The following is a 17,063-nucleotide window of genomic DNA, read 5'->3' as shown; positions in this document are numbered from 1 at the left end:
TTCCCATCAGGCGCCTTTCAGGAGTCCCGAACCGTTAGGCGCAGAGGGTATTGGTTGGCTTGAAAGAGTCCGCTTTATCCGTATCCGAGCCCTGAAGGTCGAATTGATATAGTTTCAGCTTTAATTCTCTGCAATACCCCCCTCACATAAAGATCCTCATAGAACAACAAAAACGATAACCCAGTCAGATCACGTACCACTCTTCACTTTGGTCCAAACCCGAGTGCGGATTCGCTCCAACTTCAATGGCAGAGGCTCAAGTGGAACAAGTGTAGCAACGGTCTTTTTATCTGGATAAATCCAAGTATTGTCGCGCAGCTTCTGCTCAACAAACTCTGTGGCATCTTTATTAGCATTAGGATATAACGTGTGATTTGAGCTCTTGGCAATAATTTCTGGTCGCAACATATAATTAATAAATGCCATGCCTTCCTTTGGGTGGGGAGCATCTTTTAATAGAACCAGGTTTTCTGACCAAACCAACGCGCCCTCGCGAGGAAGGCTGTATGCAATCTTGCGTCCAGTATTAGCCTTCTCGTTGATGGCCTGCGCAGCAAGGGCACCATTGGCCCAACCTACAACTGCACAAATATTGCCATCAGCCAAGTCAGAGTCGATTCTGGATGAGTCGAAATAGAGGACGTAGGGACGGATTTTTAACAACAGGGCTTGAGCTTTCTGGTAATCATCCGGATTCCTACTGTTGCTAGGGAGCCCAAGGTAATGCAAAGCAATTGAAATGATCTCACTTGGAGAGTCGAGCATTGCCACACCGCACGACTTGAGTTTGCTGATGTTTTCTTCTTTGAAGATCAAGTCCCAGCTATTCACCGGAGCATTATCACCTAATGCCGCTTTGACTTTATCAACGTCATAGCCAATGCCGGTGGTGCCCCATAAATAGGGAACAGCGTAGCGATTACCAGGGTCATTGACCGCAACCTGGGACAAGATATCAGGATCGATGTGTGACAAATTACTCAGTTGATTACGATCCAACGGCTGAAGTACTCCCGCCTGGATCAGGCTTGGCAACACGTTGGAGGTAGCCACCACCACGTCGTACCCCGTGCGCCCAGCCATCACTTTACTCTGCATGATTTCGGCACTGTCGAACGCATCCATATGGATGCTGGTGCCAGTTTCCTGCTCAAACTCCTTTGGGGTCTCCGGTGCGATAAACCCGAACCAGTTATACAGATACACCCCAGGCTCTACAGCCCCCACTGATGTGCTGATCCCTGCACAGAGAAGCGAGGCTGCAAAAATGGTTCGCAAAGGTGATTTGCTCATACAACTATCCTTGTCAAGACGACATGCCCTCATGGCCATCGTGAATCCTGATCGTGAATATACCCGGCATTGACGAATAGTAAATACCTACGAATACTTACCTGCGACCTACGAATCCCTAACCCAAAAGGGGTAGAAAATGCCACTCGACCTTCATAGCCTGGCTTGGCACCGATCGATTGGAAAGCTGATCATGCAGTTGAACCGTCCAGAATTCTGGAGCTCACTTATTCGCACGTTAAATGAATATGTGCAGATCGATAACTGGGTCGTATTAATATTTAGCAATCAACAAGTACAAGTTGTTAGTCTCCCTGAAATAGCAGATACAGAAGAGGTAGATGCATTTATTCATCGCTACGTGAAGGGTCTTTATATGCTGGATCCATTTTATATAGCTAATCGAGAAAACCCGCAGAGCGGTTTCTTTCACATGCTGGATATTGCACCGGAGCACTTCCTTGAGACTGAGTACTATCACCAATATTTCGCACAGTATATTTCTGTAGATGAAGCGCAGTACAATGTCCAGCTTGACTCCGACAGAACGCTGTGCATTTCCTTTGGTAGTAACGCCCGCTTCAACCAAGAGCAAATAACAATACTTGATATTATCAAACCATGGGTGACTGCATTAATGCATCAACGCATGTGTTTTGAGATTGACGTAGAAAAAAATCCCCCTGAACCAACTCCATGGCCAGAAACGATTCTCCAGCTTGGCACACAAATAACGACACGCGAAAAGGACGTCCTCAAATTATTACTTAGCGGCTTCTCTAACAAAGAGATAGCAGGAAAACTTTCCCTGTCGACAGAAACAATAAAAGTTCACCGCCGAAATATTTACGCCAAATTAAACATCAAATCACAACCCGAATTGTTTGCTCGTTTTTTTATGCCAAAACAGGATATCTATCCTGCAAATTGAAGTCAGCGCCTGGCACTTTTCAGGCCCAAACACTCAGCGATGGAATGGCCTGCACAGGCCGCAACTGTTCAAGCATTTCCCCCGTCAACACGACCTCATAGGTACCCGCCGGCCTCCCCCATTGCTCCACAATGACCATGCCGTCTACCAGCGCCGCGCCCAAGCCCGTAATCGTATCGGCCAATGCCTCTACGATTTTTTGGGTCCGCTGCCACACACGATCAGTAATCTCTTTAAGCTCGGCAGTTATGCGCTCGGACGACGCTGGATCCGTATCGGGGTAGGAGATATTTCGCAGCAAGTGCCGCAACTCCCTTACTTTTGCATAATCCTGTTCCGCCCCAAGCTCTCCATTCAGGATGGCTGTCGCTTTCGTTTTATCGACGAGTTTCCTGGCCGAATGCTTTGCAGGTAAGGTCTGACTCATAGCGCCAGCAAAGAGGACGATAAGCCGACCTTCCAAGTGTTCCTTCATTTCCTCTATAGAGGAGATTGATCGCGTCAAGATAATGGAAGCTCCGGCCTGATGCCTCAAGTCCATGGTGACTTTCAGGGTCACATCACCCGTTTCAAAGCCCAAGGCTCGGGCAATCACGTAGTGCCCCATTTCGTGATTCGCAATCTGCAATGCATGTTCCCGTATAGCGGGAGGCATCTTCTTCATCATTTCCATCCCGTCACAGTCCTTAGTAGCGCATTCGACTACGAGTTACGACACCTGTCCATGCTATCGAGCCCAACCTGAATCAGACAACGGTTACGAGCACCGCGCAGGATGTGCCTGTAACATGCCTGCCCATTGATCTGTGCCGCTGGAGACGACCTTTGCCTGACACCCGCCCGCCCGTTCTTGACGAAATCGACCGCCAATTGATCGCAGCCTTGCAGATCAATGCCCGCGAAAGCGTGGCCATGCTCGCCCGGCAACTGGGCATCGCCCGCACCACGGTGACGTCGCGTCTGGCGCGGCTGGAAAAGGCCAAAGTGATCACCGGTTACGGTGTGCGTCTGGGGCAGCGCGTGGTGGATGGCGGATTGCAGGCGTATGTCGGGATTACGGTGCAACCACGGTCCGGCAAGGAAGTGCTGCGGCGTCTCAGCGCCATGGCGCAGGTTCAGCAGTTGTGCGCAGTGAGTGGTGAATTTGATTATGTGGCGTGGTTGCGCACCGATTCGCCGGAACAGCTGGATCAGTTGCTGGATCAGATTGGCAGTGTGGACGGCGTGGAGAAGACGACGACTTCGATCATCTTGAGCAGCAAGATTGATCGGGGGCAGCCGGTTTGAGTTTCAACCAAAAACTCTTCGTCGTCTGATCGGGCCTCATTGCGAGCAGGCTCGCTCCCACATTGAACAGTGTGTAGCAATACATCGTCATATTGATCAGACTATTAACAACATGACGACACATTGCGTCTTATTAACGTGTTCTACGCTCTCTAGAATGGCTGCCATCTTTCCCTATACTCAGACGCGCACTCTGCGTCAGGTCGCCAGCAAGGTCAGCCATGAACAAGAACAATCGCCATCCTGCAGACGGTAAAAAACCAGTCACCGTTTTCGGCCCGGACTTTCCTTTCGCCTTCGACGACTGGATCGAGCACCCGGCCGGGCTGGGCAGTATTCCGGCGCACAATCACGGCGCCGAAGTGGCGATTGTCGGGGCTGGTATTGCAGGCTTGGTGGCCGCCTACGAATTGATGAAGCTGGGCCTCAAACCCGTCGTCTATGAAGCCTCGAAGATGGGTGGCCGTCTGCGCTCCCAGGCCTTCAACGGCGCTGAAGGCATCATCGCCGAACTCGGCGGTATGCGTTTTCCGGTGTCGTCGACCGCGTTTTATCACTACGTCGACAAGCTCGGCCTGCAGACCAAACCCTTCCCGAACCCGCTGACGCCTGCGTCGGGCAGCACAGTAATCGATCTGGAAGGCAAAACTCATTACGCACAGAAACTGGCGGATCTTCCTGCACTGTTCCAGGAAGTCGCTGACGCCTGGGCCGATGCTCTGGAAGCCGGCTCGCAGTTCTCCGATATCCAGCAAGCGATCCGTGACCGCGACGTGCCGCGCCTCAAGGAACTGTGGAACACCTTGGTGCCGCTGTGGGACGACCGCACGTTCTATGATTTCGTCGCCACCTCCGAAGCCTTCGCCAAGCTCTCGTTCCATCACCGCGAAGTGTTCGGCCAAGTCGGTTTCGGTACTGGCGGCTGGGACTCGGACTTCCCCAACTCGATGCTGGAAATCTTCCGTGTGGTGATGACCAACTGCGACGATCACCAGCACTTGGTAGTCGGCGGCGTGGAACAAGTGCCGCTGGGTATCTGGCGCCATGTGCCGGAGCGTTGCGTGCATTGGCCTGAAGGCACCAGTCTCAGTTCGCTGCACAGCGGCGCGCCGCGCTCCGGCGTGAAAAAAATTGCTCATGCACCGAACGGGCGTTTTACCGTTACCGACAACTACGGCGACACCCGCGAGTACGCAGCGGTGCTGACCACCTGCCAGAGCTGGCTGCTGACCACCCAGATCGAATGTGACGAAAGCCTGTTCTCGCAAAAGATGTGGATGGCCCTGGACCGCACCCGCTACATGCAATCGTCGAAGACGTTCGTGATGGTCGATCGCCCATTCTGGAAGGACAAGGACCCGGAAACCGGTCGCGACTTGATGAGCATGACCCTCACCGATCGCCTGACCCGCGGCACGTACTTGTTTGAAAACGGCAAGTTCGACAACGGCGACGACAAACCAGGGGTGATTTGCCTGTCGTACTCGTGGATGAGCGATGCGCTGAAAATGCTTCCGCACCCGGTGGAAAAACGCGTCAAGCTGGCCTTGGACGCGTTGAAGAAGATTTACCCGAAAGTCGACATCGCCGCGCGGATCATCGGCGATCCGATCACCGTGTCGTGGGAAGCCGACCCGCATTTCCTCGGGGCCTTCAAAGGCGCCCTGCCCGGCCACTACCGCTACAACCAGCGCATGTACGCGCACTTCATGCAGGACGACATGCCGGCCGAGCAGCGCGGGATTTTCATCGCCGGCGATGACGTTTCGTGGACGCCGGCCTGGGTCGAAGGCGCGGTGCAGACGTCGCTCAACGCAGTGTGGGGGATCATGAAACACTTCGGCGGTGAAACTCACGCCGAAAACCCGGGTCCAGGAGATGTGTTCAACGAGATCGGTCCGATCGCCCTGCCCGAGTAAGAGGAATCCGAAATGCGCGTAGCCCTTTACCAATGCCCACCGCTGCCCCTGGACGTCGCAGGTAATCTGCAACGCCTGCATCAACTGGCGCTAGAGGCCAAGGGCGCGGACCTGCTGGTGCTGCCGGAGATGTTCCTGACCGGCTACAACATCGGCATCGATGCAGTCAGCGTACTGGCGGAGGTGCACAACGGTGAATCGGCGCAGCAAATCGCGCGCATTGCCAAAGCGACGGGGATCGCCATTTTATATGGCTACCCGGAGCGCACCGAAGACGGGCAGATCTACAACGCCGTGCAGTTGATCGACGCCAATGGCGAGCGGTTGTGCAACTACCGCAAGACTCACTTGTTCGGCGACCTCGATCACTCGATGTTCAGCCCCGGGCCGGATGAGTTTCCGCTGGTTGAACTCAACGGCTGGAAACTTGGCTTTTTGATCTGCTACGACCTGGAGTTCCCGGAAAACGCCCGGCGTCTGGCACTGGCCGGCGCCGAGCTGATTCTGGTGCCGACGGCGAACATGATTCCCTACGATTTCATCGCCGACGTCACCGTCCGCGCACGGGCCTTCGAAAACCAGTGTTATGTGGCTTACGCCAACTATTGCGGACACGAAGGCGAGATCCAGTATTGCGGCCAGAGCAGCATCGCCGCGCCGGATGGCAGCCGCATCGCTCAGGCCGGACTTGATGAAGCGCTGATTGTCGGTGAACTGGATCGTCAGCTGATGATCGATTCCCGCGCCGCCAATCGCTACTTCCTCGACCGCCGTCCCGAGCTATACGGCGAGCTGAACAAGCCCTAATCCGCTAGCATTAGCGCTTCTCTGTTCTGGAAGTGCTCATGCCTGCGCTGAATCACCCTCGCCTCCACACTGAAACCCTCGCCAACGGCCTGCGGGTGACGCTGCGTCACGCTCCCGATTTGAAGCGCTGCGCCGCCGCGTTGCGGGTCGCTGCCGGCAGTCACGACGTGCCACTGGCCTGGCCGGGGCTGGCGCACTTTCTTGAGCATCTGCTGTTCCTGGGTACAGAGCGCTTTCCCGCAGAGCAAGGGCTGATGGCCTACGTACACGGTCATGGCGGGCAGGTGAATGCGCGAACCAGCGAACGTACGACGGACTTCTTTTTCGAGCTGCCGCCTCAGGCGTTTAGGGATGGGCTGGAGCGTCTGTCAGACATGCTCGCTCATCCGCGTATGAACCCGGACGATCAGCGGCGGGAACGAGAAGTGCTGCACGCCGAATTTGTCGCCTGGTCGCGGGATGCGACGGCCCAACAGCAGTTTGCATTATTTGATGGGCTCTCGGCGGCTCACCCTTTGCGGGCATTTCATGCTGGAAACCGCTACAGCCTACCGGTGCCGCAACCCGAATTTCAGCAAGCGTTGAAGGACTTCTATCAGCGGTTTTATCAGACCGGGCAGATGACGCTGAGCCTGGCCGGGCCACAGAGTCTCGATGAACTGAAGGGGATGGCACAAGCGTTTTCCGCTGCCATTACTGCCGGCGAGAAAGCCCCTCAGGAAAAACCCACCTTGTTGATGGATTCTTCGGACAATAGTTATCAACAGGCCGGAGAACGTGGGCTGGATCTGCTGTTCGCCTTCGAAGCGCTGCCCGACTCATCGCCCGAAGCGCTGGCGCTCCTGTGCCACTGGCTGAACGCCGAAAAACCCGGCGGCCTGTTGGCGCAGCTGCGAGAGCAAGGGTTAGCGCACAACCTGAAAGCCGCGCCGCTCTATCACTACGCCGGCCAAGCCTTGCTGCACATCGAATTCACACAGCTCGCCCACGCCACGCAACCGGACAACGTGATCCGCGAACGGCTCCTGGATTGGCTGGGCTTTTTTGCCTCTCATCAGGATTGGGTCGAGTTGCGCGAAGAATATGCAGCTCTGCTGCAGCGCCAACAGCAAGTCAGCAGCGCCTTGCAACTGGCCCGACGAGACAGCGAACAGCTTGAAGCCGGGCTATCCGAACAGGGCGTTGTCGCCCTCAAGGCAATCCTCGATCAAATCGGCGCTGTGGATAACTTCACCGGCCAGTGGCAACTGCCGACCCCCAACCCGTTTTTGCGCGCCGAGACTCCAGCCTCGAATGCCGGACTGATTCGCGGCCAGACCAGCGCTCATCGCGGCCTGCGGACTTTTGCCCAGGATCGCTCACGCAGTCGCCGCGAACGATCGCCGATACAGTTCAGTCAGGCATTGCCGGATAACACGGATGAAGGTGCGGTTTATCTGCGCTGGCGCCTGGAGTTCGCGCCTCACAGTCGCCTTCAGTCGAATCTGGAAAACAACCTGCGGATGCTGCGCGAAGACGCGCGTCAGGCCGGTGTCGACTTTTCCTTCAGCGTTTCGGGCAATGAATGGCTGCTGAAGATGACGGGCCTGCAGGAACCGATGCCGACAGTCCTAGAACATGCGCTGAAAGAACTGACAAAACCTGATGCCGATTTCTCACAGGAAGAGCCGGCGGCCGTTGCATTGATGCCGATTCGACAATTGCTCAAGGCGCTGCCCGATCTATGCCTTGAGCACACCGTAGTCTCGAATGACCTACAGCAACTTTGGTCGAGCGCCCGCTGGGATGGCCTGGGGACAGGCCTGTCTGCCCAGACTCAAGCGGCGATGGGGCTTGCCTTGAGTCGTATTCCCGGCACTGCGGACAGTCAACTGACGCCGCCTCCGTCGATTCGCTCGCAGCGTCTCTGGGGTACCGTCGCCACCGAATCCAGCGAACATGCGCTGTTGCTCTTTTGTCCGACAGCAACCCATGACATCGCCGATGAGGCCGCCTGGCGTTTGCTCGCACACGTATGCCAGACGCCGTTCTACCAGCGCCTGCGGGTGGAGCTGCAGCTCGGTTACGCCGTATTCAGCGGACTACGCCAGTTAAACGGTCAGACCGGGCTGCTGTTTGGCGTGCAATCGCCGAGCGTCGCGCCTCTGGATTTGCTGGAGCACATCGAACAGTTCCTCAGCGAATTGGAAGGGATGATCGAAAGCATCAATGACACGACCTTCATCGCTCAGCGCCAAGCCCTGGCCGATCAATTCGACGATACCGCCCTGCCCAACGCCCAAGCCGCCGAACTGCTCTGGCAAGGCAAGCTGGCCGGCCACTCGTCGGATTACCTGAAACGTCTGCCCCAGGCAATTCTGATGACCGACCGTGTAGCCTTGCTGGCGGCGGCACAACGATTGAATCGGGCCAATGGTGGATGGCGCTGTCTGGCCAACGGACCGTGCCCGACTACTCTTTGGCAAGTGGCAAAATGATCATTACCGGTGCTGCAATTAGCTTTCTCAAAGATTCGTGGCCAATCGCTGTGTAATTTTGAGTAACATAGCCACCTAACTATCTGAACATCTCCGGCTGGAGGTGGACTATATGTATAGGTCTCAACTGTCCCATCCACCTGAAGGAGCGCTTCTATGTCCTGGTCCAAACCTGCTTACACCGACCTGCGTATCGGCTTCGAAGTCACCATGTACTTCGCAAGCCGCTAAGCTCTGCCGTCTGGTAGAGAATGCAGTGCTACGCCTCGGCTCGCCGGGGCGTTTTTATTTTCAGCTTTCAATGATGGAGCGGCCATGTTTGTCCAGATTCTAGGTTCCGCCGCCGGCGGCGGTTTCCCCCAGTGGAACTGCAACTGCGTGAACTGCGCAGGTTTTCGCGACGGCAGCCTGCGGGCCGAGGCGCGTACCCAGTCGTCCATCGCGATTTCCGATGACGGCGTGAACTGGGTGCTGTGCAATGCTTCGCCGGACATCCGCGCCCAGCTCCAGAGCTTCGCTCCAATGCAGCCAGGTCGCGCGCTGCGTGACACCGGCATCAGTGCAATCATCCTGATGGACAGCCAGATCGATCACACCACTGGTCTGCTCAGTCTGCGCGAAGGTTGCCCGCACCAAGTGTGGTGCACCGACATGGTCCACGAAGATTTGAGCACAGGTTTTCCGCTGTTCACCATGCTGACTCACTGGAACGGCGGGTTGAACTGGAACCGTATCGAACTCGATCAGAGCTTCACCGTCCCGGCCTGCCCGAACCTGCGCTTCACCCCGCTGCCCCTGCGTAGCGCCGCACCACCGTACTCGCCGCATCGCTTCGACCCGCACCCGGGCGACAACATCGGCCTGATCGTCGAAGACCTGGGCACCGGCGGCAAACTGTTCTATGCACCGGGCCTGGGCAAGGTCGACGCAGCGCTGATGAAGATCATGGCCAGCAGCGATTGCCTGTTGGTGGATGGCACGATGTGGGACGACGACGAAATGCAGCGTCGTGGCGTCGGCACGCGTACCGGCCGGGAAATGGGCCACCTGGCGCAGAACGGTTCCGGCGGCATGCTCGAAGTGCTGGAACAACTGCCCAAACAGCGCAAAGTACTTATCCACATCAACAACACCAACCCGATTCTCGATGAAGATTCGCCGGAGCGTGCGGAGCTGGTTCGGCGCGAGGTTGAAGTGGCGTATGACGGCATGAGTATTGTGCTGTAGCGGATGACCCCATCGCGGGCAAGCCACGCTCCCACAATGATCGCGTGTTCCTGTGGGAGCGTGGCTTGCCCGCGATGACGCCAGATTAGACGCCGCAAATCCAACGGTTATTCCCCGGAGAACCGCAATGACTGACACCGCAATGTCCCCCGCCGAATTCGAAGCGGCCCTGCGCGCCAAGGGCGCCTACTACCATATCTATCACCCGTATCACGTGGCGATGTATGAAGGCCGGGCGACGCGCGAGCAGATCCAGGGCTGGGTCGCCAACCGTTTCTATTATCAGGTGAACATCCCGCTCAAGGACGCCGCTATCCTGGCCAACTGCCCGGACCGCGAGATTCGTCGCGAGTGGATTCAGCGCCTGCTGGACCATGATGGCGCCCCCGGCGAAGAGGGCGGCATCGAAGCCTGGCTACGTCTTGGCCAAGCGGTCGGCCTCGACCCGGATCAACTGCGCTCTCAGGAATTGGTGCTGCCCGGCGTGCGTTTCGCCGTGGATGCCTACGTCAACTTCGCCCGCCGGGCCCGTTGGCAAGAAGCCGCCAGCAGTTCGCTGACCGAGCTGTTCGCGCCGCAGATCCACCAATCGCGCCTCGACAGCTGGCCGCAGCATTACCCGTGGATCGACCCGACCGGTTACGAATATTTCCGCACTCGCCTGGGTCAGGCGCGTCGGGATGTAGAACATGGTCTGGCGATCACTTTGCAGCACTACACTACGCGGGAAGGCCAGGAGCGCATGCTGGAAATTCTCCAGTTCAAACTGGACATTCTTTGGAGCATGCTCGATGCCATGAGCATGGCCTACGAACTGAACCGCCCGCCCTACCACAGCGTGACCGAACAGCGGGTCTGGCATAAAGGAATTATCGTATGAGTTTCGATCGCAGCAAAACCCCGACATGGCGCACCGGCTATCGCTTCCAGTACGAACCGGCGCAAAAAGGCCATGTGCTGCTCTACCCGGAAGGCATGATCAAACTCAACGACAGCGCTGCGCTGATTGGCGGTTTGATTGATGGTCAGCGGGATGTCGCGGCGATCATCGCCGAATTAAACACGCAGTTCCCCGACGTGCCCGAGCTCGGTGAAGACATCGAGCAATTCATGGAGGTCGCCCGTGCTCAGCACTGGATCGAACTTGCCTGATTCCGTGTCAGACACGTTACCGCCCAAGCCTGAAATCGGCCTGCCACTGTGGTTGCTGGCCGAGCTGACCTATCGCTGTCCGCTGCAATGCCCGTACTGCTCCAATCCGCTGGATTTCGCCGAGCAGGGCAAAGAATTGACCACTGAACAGTGGATCAAAGTATTCCGCGAAGCCCGGGAGATGGGCGCGGCGCAGCTGGGTTTTTCCGGCGGTGAGCCGCTGGTGCGCCAGGACCTCGCCGAGCTGATCGCTGAGGCGCGCAAGCTGGGTTTTTATACCAACCTGATCACCTCCGGCATCGGCCTCACCGAGCAGAAAATCAGCGACTTCAAGAAGGCCGGCCTGGACCACATCCAGATCAGTTTCCAGGCCAGCGACGAGCAAGTGAATAACCTGCTGGCCGGCTCAAAAAAGGCCTTCGCGCAAAAGCTCGAAATGGCTCGCGCGGTAAAGGCTCACGGCTACCCGATGGTGTTGAACTTCGTCACCCATCGGCACAACATCGACAAGATCGACCGGATCATCGAGCTGTGCATTGCCCTTGAAGCGGACTTCGTCGAACTTGCGACGTGCCAGTTCTACGGCTGGGCCCAGCTCAATCGGGTTGGCCTTTTGCCGACCAAAGAACAGTTGGTTCGCGCCGAACGCATCACCAACGAATACCGCGCAAAACTTGCAACCGAAGGGCATCCGTGCAAGCTGATTTTCGTTACGCCGGACTATTACGAAGAACGCCCGAAAGCCTGTATGAATGGCTGGGGCAGCATTTTTCTGACCGTCACGCCGGACGGAACTGCCCTGCCTTGTCATGGTGCCCGACAGATGCCCGTGCAGTTTCCCAACGTGCGCGATCACAGCATGCAACACATCTGGTACGACTCGTTCGGTTTCAACCGCTTTCGCGGCTACGACTGGATGCCCGAGCCGTGCCGTTCCTGCGATGAGAAAGAAAAGGACTTCGGCGGCTGCCGCTGTCAGGCGTTCATGCTCACGGGTAACGCGAGCAACGCCGACCCGGTGTGCAGCAAGTCGGAACATCACGGCGTGATTCTCAAGGCCCGCGAAGAAGCCGAACACGCGACCCAGACCATCGAACAACTGGCCTTCCGCAATGAACGAAACTCACGCCTCATCGCCAAAAGCTGAACCCTTAAGCGCCGCCAAGGCTGTCGCGGCCGGCATCGACTTCACCGAGTTGCAAATCGGCAAGCATGGCCTGTTCTGGAACGAATACCGCCCCGAGGACGCCGCCTGCCGGATCTGGCAGTGGCGCGACGGCCAGGCTCATTGCCTGACGCCGCCCACCTTCAGTGTGCGCAGCCGGGTGTACGAATATGGCGGCGGTGCATTTTGTCTGACCGATGACGGGCTTGTTTTCGTCAACGAGACCGATCAGCAGCTGTATCGGCAATCGCTGACCGGTGAGGCGCCAGAGGTGCTGACTTCAAGTGAATGCCGCTACGGCGATTTGCACTTCGCCAATGGGCAAGTGCTGGCGGTAGAAGAGAACCGCGATCGACATCGCCTGGTGGCTATCGATCTGGCTGACGGCCAACGTCATCTGCTGGCCGAAGGCGCCGACTTCTACGCGGCACCGACCGTGAGCCCTGACGGTCAGCGTCTGGCCTGGATCGAATGGAACCGTCCGGATCAGCCCTGGACCGCCACTCGCCTGATGGTTGCCGAGCGCCAGAGCGATCACAGCTTTGCGCAACCGCGGTGTGTGGCCGGTGACGGTGCTCAGGAGTCACTGCAACAACCACGATTCGATGACAGCGGCCGTCTGTTTTGTCTGACAGATCGCGGCGGTTTCTGGCAGCCGTGGATGGAATCGGGCAACGGTCTGAGCCCACTCCCAAGCGCTGCCGCCGACCATGGACCGGCGCCTTGGCAACTGGGTGGTTGCACCTGGTTGCCATTGGGCGAAGACAGTTATCTGGCGAGTTGGACCGAGGGCGGTTTTGGTCGACTGGGGCTTTGCCATGGCGATGGCTCCTGTGACGATTTCACGGGCGACTACAGCCGCTTCCGCCATCTCGCACAGGATGAACAGTTCATCTACTGCATCGCCGCTTCACCGGTCAGTTCGTCGGCAATCATTGCCATCGACCGTGAAACACGCCAGGTCAACGTTCTGGCCGGCGGTATCGCACCGCTGCCCGCCGAACAGATCAGCCGCCCGCAAACCCTGCGCTATCCGAGCGGTTCAGGCGAGGCCCACGGTTTCTTCTACCCGGCGATGACCGGCGACACGAAAGCGCCGTTGGTGGTGTTCATTCACGGCGGCCCGACTTCGGCCTGCTACCCGATGTTCGACCCGCGGATCCAGTATTGGGCACAACGCGGCTTCGCCGTGGCCGATCTTAATTACCGAGGCAGCAGCGGCTATGGCCGCGCTTATCGCCAGGCGCTGCATTTAAGCTGGGGCAATGTGGATGTGGAAGATGCCTGTGGGGTGGTGGCCTACCTCGCCGATCGGGGGCTGATCGACGGCAACAAGTCGTTTATCCGTGGAGGCAGCGCCGGTGGCTACACCACGTTGTGCGCACTGGCCTTTCACAATGTCTTTCGTGCAGGCGCCAGCCTGTATGGCGTCAGCGATCCCGTTGCGCTAAGCCGCGCTACGCACAAGTTCGAAGGTGATTATCTGGATTGGTTGATCGGCGACCCGGTGCAGGACGCTGAACGCTACGCCGCACGCACGCCATTGCTGCACGCGAACAACATCAGCGTTCCGGTGATTTTCTTTCAGGGTGAACTGGACGCCGTGGTAGTGCCGCAACAGACTCGCGACATGGTCACTGCGCTACAGGACAACGGGATTCTGGTCGAAGCGCATTACTACGCCGACGAGCGCCATGGCTTTCGCAAGGCCGGCAATCAGGCCCATGCGCTGGAACAGGAGTGGTTGTTTTATCAACGGGTGATGGAGTTGGCGGACTGAAGTCTGCGTTCGGCACAAAAATGTAGCGCCCCATTCGCGAGCAGGCTCGCTCCCACATTTGACCGAGTTGCCTCAGAGGAACGCGATTGAATGTGGGAGCGAGCCTGCTCGCGATGGCGATCTATCAAACGCAGCGAATGTCAGCGCTTGGCGATGATGTACACCGCATGCACGATCCCCGGAATGTAACCGCACAACGTCAGCAGAATATTCAGCCAGAATGCCCCAGCGAAACCGACTTGCAGAAACACACCCAGTGGCGGCAACAGAATGGCGATGATGATTCGAATAAAGTCCATGGGGCAGCTCCTGATTGAAGTAGGCTCTTGTGAACCCTACAGCTAGTCGACCTGCGGCGTTCTTCAGGGTTCATTTGTGGACTCTGATCACAGCCCCTCCAAATACCGATGAAGACAAAAAAACGCCCCACGCCAAAAGAATCAGGCGTGGGGCGATGCGTTATACCGCGAGACGGTTCTGGAATTCGTGTAGGACGGGTCTGATCAGACCGCAATCCCTTTGCGGCACTGCAGTTGCGCGGTGCGTACGCGGGAGAAGGCGCGGGCCAGGCGCAGGAGCATTTCGTCGACATTGGCCTTGCTGACGGTGAGAGCCGGGGTAAAGCGCAGGCAATCGGGTTGCGGGGCGTTGAGCAGCAATCCTTCGTACAACGCAGCTTTGACTACGGCCTTGGCTGAATCGTCGGACAGATCAAGCCCCCACAGCAGTCCTTGCCCGCGCAATTCACCGTGACCATAGCGATGAGCCAGACGACTCAACCCTTCACGCAGATGCCGACCCATTTCCCGCACATGATCGAGATGGCCCTTGTCCTGCACGTTGTCGAGGACGACAAGACCGGCCGCACTCATCAGTGCATTGCCATGATGCGTGCCGGTCAGTTCGCCGACTTCGTAACAACAGGCCTTGCCTCGCGCCAGCAATGCCGCCAATGGCACGCCACCGCCAAGCCCTTTGCCGAGCACGACGATATCTGCCCGCACGCCGTAGGACTGTTCGGCGAGCAAGGTGCCGCAGCGACCGATGCCGGTTTGCACTTCGTCGAGTATCAGCAAGATGCCAAGCTCACGACACAGGCGCTCGACACCTTTGAGGTAGTGCTCGGTGGCGGGAATCACTCCGGCCTCGCTCTGGATCGGCTCGAGCATGATTGCGACAGTCTGGGCGTCTACGGCCGCATGCAGTGCTGGCAGGTCATTGAACGGGACATGACTGAAACCCGGTAACTGTGGCTCGAATCGGTTGATCAGATTCGAACTGTCCGACGCTGAAATCGTCCCGAGACTACGGCCATGACAACCTTTACTGGCAACGATGATCCGCGAAGCGCCGCCACGATGTCTCTGGCCCCATTTGCGCGCCAACTTGATCGCCGCTTCACAGGCTTCGCTGCCACTGTTGAGCAGGTACGCCTGGTCACTGCCGGTGCTGGTACAGAGCCGTTCGGTGAGGTTGAGCATGCCACGGTTATGCAAACTGAAACCTGGGTTGATCAGCGACTGAGCCTGTTCCGAAATCGCTTTGACCAGTACTGAAGGGCTATGCCCGAGGCTATTGGCGCCGCCACCCTGTGAGAAATCCAGATAAGCGCGGTCATCGCTGTCCCACAGCCACGAACCTTGGCCCCGCACGAAAATCTGTTTCGGCCGTTCTACACTGGGCATCAGGCACTCGCTGGATAAGTTGTCGCTTCTGGACGGCTGGGAGGTATCCATCGCCAGGTCATCAAGGCTTGGTGGTTTGCGTCGCAGGTTGAACAGATTCATTGGATAAAACCTCGTTTGAGGTTTTCTGCCTTGCCTATGTAAACACCATCGCCGTAAACGGTATTCATCGTGCGCTCTGGCCCTGTAAGCCTTGTGAATGCGGTTAGACTAGGCTTAGGCAAGGCACTGAGCCATTTCGATTTCCCAGCATTTTCGATAAGTATTACTTATGGATTTCAAGCAACTGCGTTATTTCGTCGCGGTCTATGAAGAAGGCCACGTCGGTCGGGCCGCCGAGCGACTTTCAATCTCCCAGCCAGCATTGTCCCAGCAGATTCGCCAACTCGAAAAAAACCTCGATGTGAGCCTGTTCGAACGCAGCAGTAAACGCCTGTTGCCCACCCTGGCGGCCCACACGTTGTACAACCATGCCCTGCCCTTGCTCGACGGCCTGCAACGCGCACGCGAAGCCTTGGGCAATTTCAAGGGGAAGGCGCTGCGAACCTTGGCCATCGGCGTGTTGCAGACCGTCCACTCCAGCCTCGTGCCGCAAATGCTCGAACGCGTGCGTAAGGCGCAGCCACATTTAGTGGTGCAGATCTATGAACTGACTGGCCTGGAAATCGAGCGGCGGTTACTCAACGGTTCGCTGGACATCGGCATCAGTTACCTGCCGCCCCGTCAGCCGGGTTTGCACGGCGTGCAGTTGTACGAAGATGAACTGACTCTTGTCATCCCGGCGGATCACCCGTTGCGGGAATTCAAGAAAGTCTCCATGAGCCAGGCCGCCGAGTTGCCGATGTTGCTACTGGGTGAGGAGTTCCAGGTGCGGCAGATCTGGCAGGCACAACTGGCCAATCTTGGACGTCGCCCGCAGGTGCAGGCTGAGCTGAACAACATGGCGGGGATTCTCGACAGCCTGCCGCACACGCGATTGGCGACGGTTCTGCCTGGGCGCTCGCAAAAGCCCCATGGCGATCAGGCTTTGCTGTGGAAGCCACTGAGCGAGCCGCGGGTGCCGCTGAAAGTCGGATTGGTGTGTCGGGATGTGCAGCGGCAACAGGCTTCGCTGATGTTGTTGCGGACATTGCTGGAAGAAGTGATGAATGTGCCAGATGACCACTTGAATGGCCCGGTGACACTGGAGGGGTTGAGCTGAGTACTTTTTTCCAGACAAAAGAAAACCCCGCCGAAGCGGGGCTTTGCAGACTGTTTCCCTGACATCCATTTCACTCCGCCATCCTGGCAGAATCCTACGTGTCCGTGTTGTTGCTTTGCGCTTCCTGCGCGACGTCCAT

The 17,063-nt window shown here is 57.4% G+C and carries 16 protein-coding genes; 12 read left to right on the top strand and 4 right to left on the bottom strand.

The genetic code is table 11. From position 1 onward, the window contains the following. Positions 1–189: 189 nt before the first annotated feature. The gene (locus AB4O41_RS19595; RefSeq protein WP_460144352.1) at positions 190–1,293 is read right to left on the bottom strand and encodes a polyamine ABC transporter substrate-binding protein; all 1,104 of its coding nucleotides are present in this window, start codon (positions 1,291–1,293) and stop codon (positions 190–192) included. A 139-nt stretch (positions 1,294–1,432) separates the two neighbouring features. Between AB4O41_RS19595 and AB4O41_RS19590 the strand changes: the two genes are divergently transcribed. After that, entirely contained in the window at positions 1,433–2,224 is a 792-nt protein-coding gene (locus tag AB4O41_RS19590; RefSeq protein WP_460144351.1) for a helix-turn-helix domain-containing protein, read from the top strand. Positions 2,225–2,243: 19 nt separating this feature from the next. Here the strand turns inward: AB4O41_RS19590 and AB4O41_RS19585 are convergent, their stop codons facing one another. Then, a complete protein-coding gene (locus AB4O41_RS19585) occupies positions 2,244–2,891 on the bottom strand; it encodes a peptidase M41 (RefSeq protein ID WP_460148382.1) in 648 nt (215 codons plus the stop codon). 158 nt (positions 2,892–3,049) lie between these two features. Between AB4O41_RS19585 and AB4O41_RS19580 the strand changes: the two genes are divergently transcribed. The 10 genes from AB4O41_RS19580 (at position 3,050) to AB4O41_RS19535 (ending at position 14,038) form a co-directional block, all read left to right on the top strand. Then, positions 3,050–3,511: an Lrp/AsnC family transcriptional regulator gene (locus AB4O41_RS19580; protein WP_007980298.1), complete on the top strand. Its 462-nt coding sequence runs from the start codon at positions 3,050–3,052 to the stop codon at positions 3,509–3,511. A gap of 221 nt (positions 3,512–3,732) precedes the next feature. After that, the gene (locus tag AB4O41_RS19575) at positions 3,733–5,430 is read left to right on the top strand and encodes a flavin monoamine oxidase family protein (RefSeq protein ID WP_460144350.1); all 1,698 of its coding nucleotides are present in this window, start codon (positions 3,733–3,735) and stop codon (positions 5,428–5,430) included. Positions 5,431–5,442: 12 nt separating this feature from the next. Further along, positions 5,443–6,237 (top strand): carbon-nitrogen hydrolase family protein, encoded by a 795-nt coding sequence (locus AB4O41_RS19570; RefSeq protein WP_460144349.1) that lies wholly within the window; start codon positions 5,443–5,445, stop codon positions 6,235–6,237. 38 nt (positions 6,238–6,275) lie between these two features. Continuing rightward, positions 6,276–8,714 carry a pyrroloquinoline quinone biosynthesis protein PqqF gene (pqqF, locus tag AB4O41_RS19565; protein ID WP_460144348.1) on the top strand — a complete coding sequence of 813 codons (2,439 nt, stop codon included), beginning with the start codon at positions 6,276–6,278 and terminating at the stop codon, positions 8,712–8,714. Positions 8,715–8,870: 156 nt separating this feature from the next. Continuing rightward, positions 8,871–8,945: a pyrroloquinoline quinone precursor peptide PqqA gene (gene pqqA, locus AB4O41_RS19560; protein WP_009045898.1), complete on the top strand. Its 75-nt coding sequence runs from the start codon at positions 8,871–8,873 to the stop codon at positions 8,943–8,945. 84 nt (positions 8,946–9,029) lie between these two features. Then, positions 9,030–9,941, top strand: a complete 912-nt coding sequence (gene pqqB, locus AB4O41_RS19555) for a pyrroloquinoline quinone biosynthesis protein PqqB (RefSeq protein ID WP_460144347.1) — start codon at positions 9,030–9,032, stop codon at positions 9,939–9,941. Positions 9,942–10,068: 127 nt separating this feature from the next. Beyond that, the gene (pqqC, locus tag AB4O41_RS19550; RefSeq protein WP_460144346.1) at positions 10,069–10,821 is read left to right on the top strand and encodes a pyrroloquinoline-quinone synthase PqqC; all 753 of its coding nucleotides are present in this window, start codon (positions 10,069–10,071) and stop codon (positions 10,819–10,821) included. Further along, positions 10,818–11,093 carry a pyrroloquinoline quinone biosynthesis peptide chaperone PqqD gene (gene pqqD, locus AB4O41_RS19545; RefSeq protein ID WP_460144345.1) on the top strand — a complete coding sequence of 92 codons (276 nt, stop codon included), beginning with the start codon at positions 10,818–10,820 and terminating at the stop codon, positions 11,091–11,093. Before pqqC ends, pqqD begins: the two co-directional genes overlap by 4 nt. Before the next feature lie 4 nt (positions 11,094–11,097). Further along, positions 11,098–12,240, top strand: coding sequence for a pyrroloquinoline quinone biosynthesis protein PqqE (pqqE, locus tag AB4O41_RS19540; protein ID WP_460148380.1), 1,143 nt, complete (start codon positions 11,098–11,100; stop codon positions 12,238–12,240). Continuing rightward, positions 12,206–14,038, top strand: a complete 1,833-nt coding sequence (locus AB4O41_RS19535) for a S9 family peptidase (protein ID WP_460144344.1) — start codon at positions 12,206–12,208, stop codon at positions 14,036–14,038. Before pqqE ends, AB4O41_RS19535 begins: the two co-directional genes overlap by 35 nt. 140 nt (positions 14,039–14,178) lie before the next feature. Here AB4O41_RS19535 and AB4O41_RS19530 read toward each other — a convergent pair whose 3' ends face one another. Both AB4O41_RS19530 and AB4O41_RS19525 read right to left on the bottom strand, forming a co-directional pair. Continuing rightward, positions 14,179–14,337 (bottom strand): YqaE/Pmp3 family membrane protein, encoded by a 159-nt coding sequence (locus AB4O41_RS19530; protein WP_007904205.1) that lies wholly within the window; start codon positions 14,335–14,337, stop codon positions 14,179–14,181. A 204-nt stretch (positions 14,338–14,541) separates the two neighbouring features. Beyond that, the gene (locus AB4O41_RS19525; RefSeq protein WP_460144343.1) at positions 14,542–15,825 is read right to left on the bottom strand and encodes an aspartate aminotransferase family protein; all 1,284 of its coding nucleotides are present in this window, start codon (positions 15,823–15,825) and stop codon (positions 14,542–14,544) included. 169 nt (positions 15,826–15,994) lie between these two features. Between AB4O41_RS19525 and AB4O41_RS19520 the strand changes: the two genes are divergently transcribed. Next, positions 15,995–16,924 carry a LysR family transcriptional regulator gene (locus AB4O41_RS19520; RefSeq protein ID WP_460144342.1) on the top strand — a complete coding sequence of 310 codons (930 nt, stop codon included), beginning with the start codon at positions 15,995–15,997 and terminating at the stop codon, positions 16,922–16,924. Positions 16,925–17,063 lie beyond the last annotated feature (139 nt).

This window comes from Pseudomonas sp. S2_A02, assembly GCF_054668495.1.
Note: the sequence above shows the minus strand (reverse complement) of the source record. Positions and strands in the feature narration are given on the sequence as shown.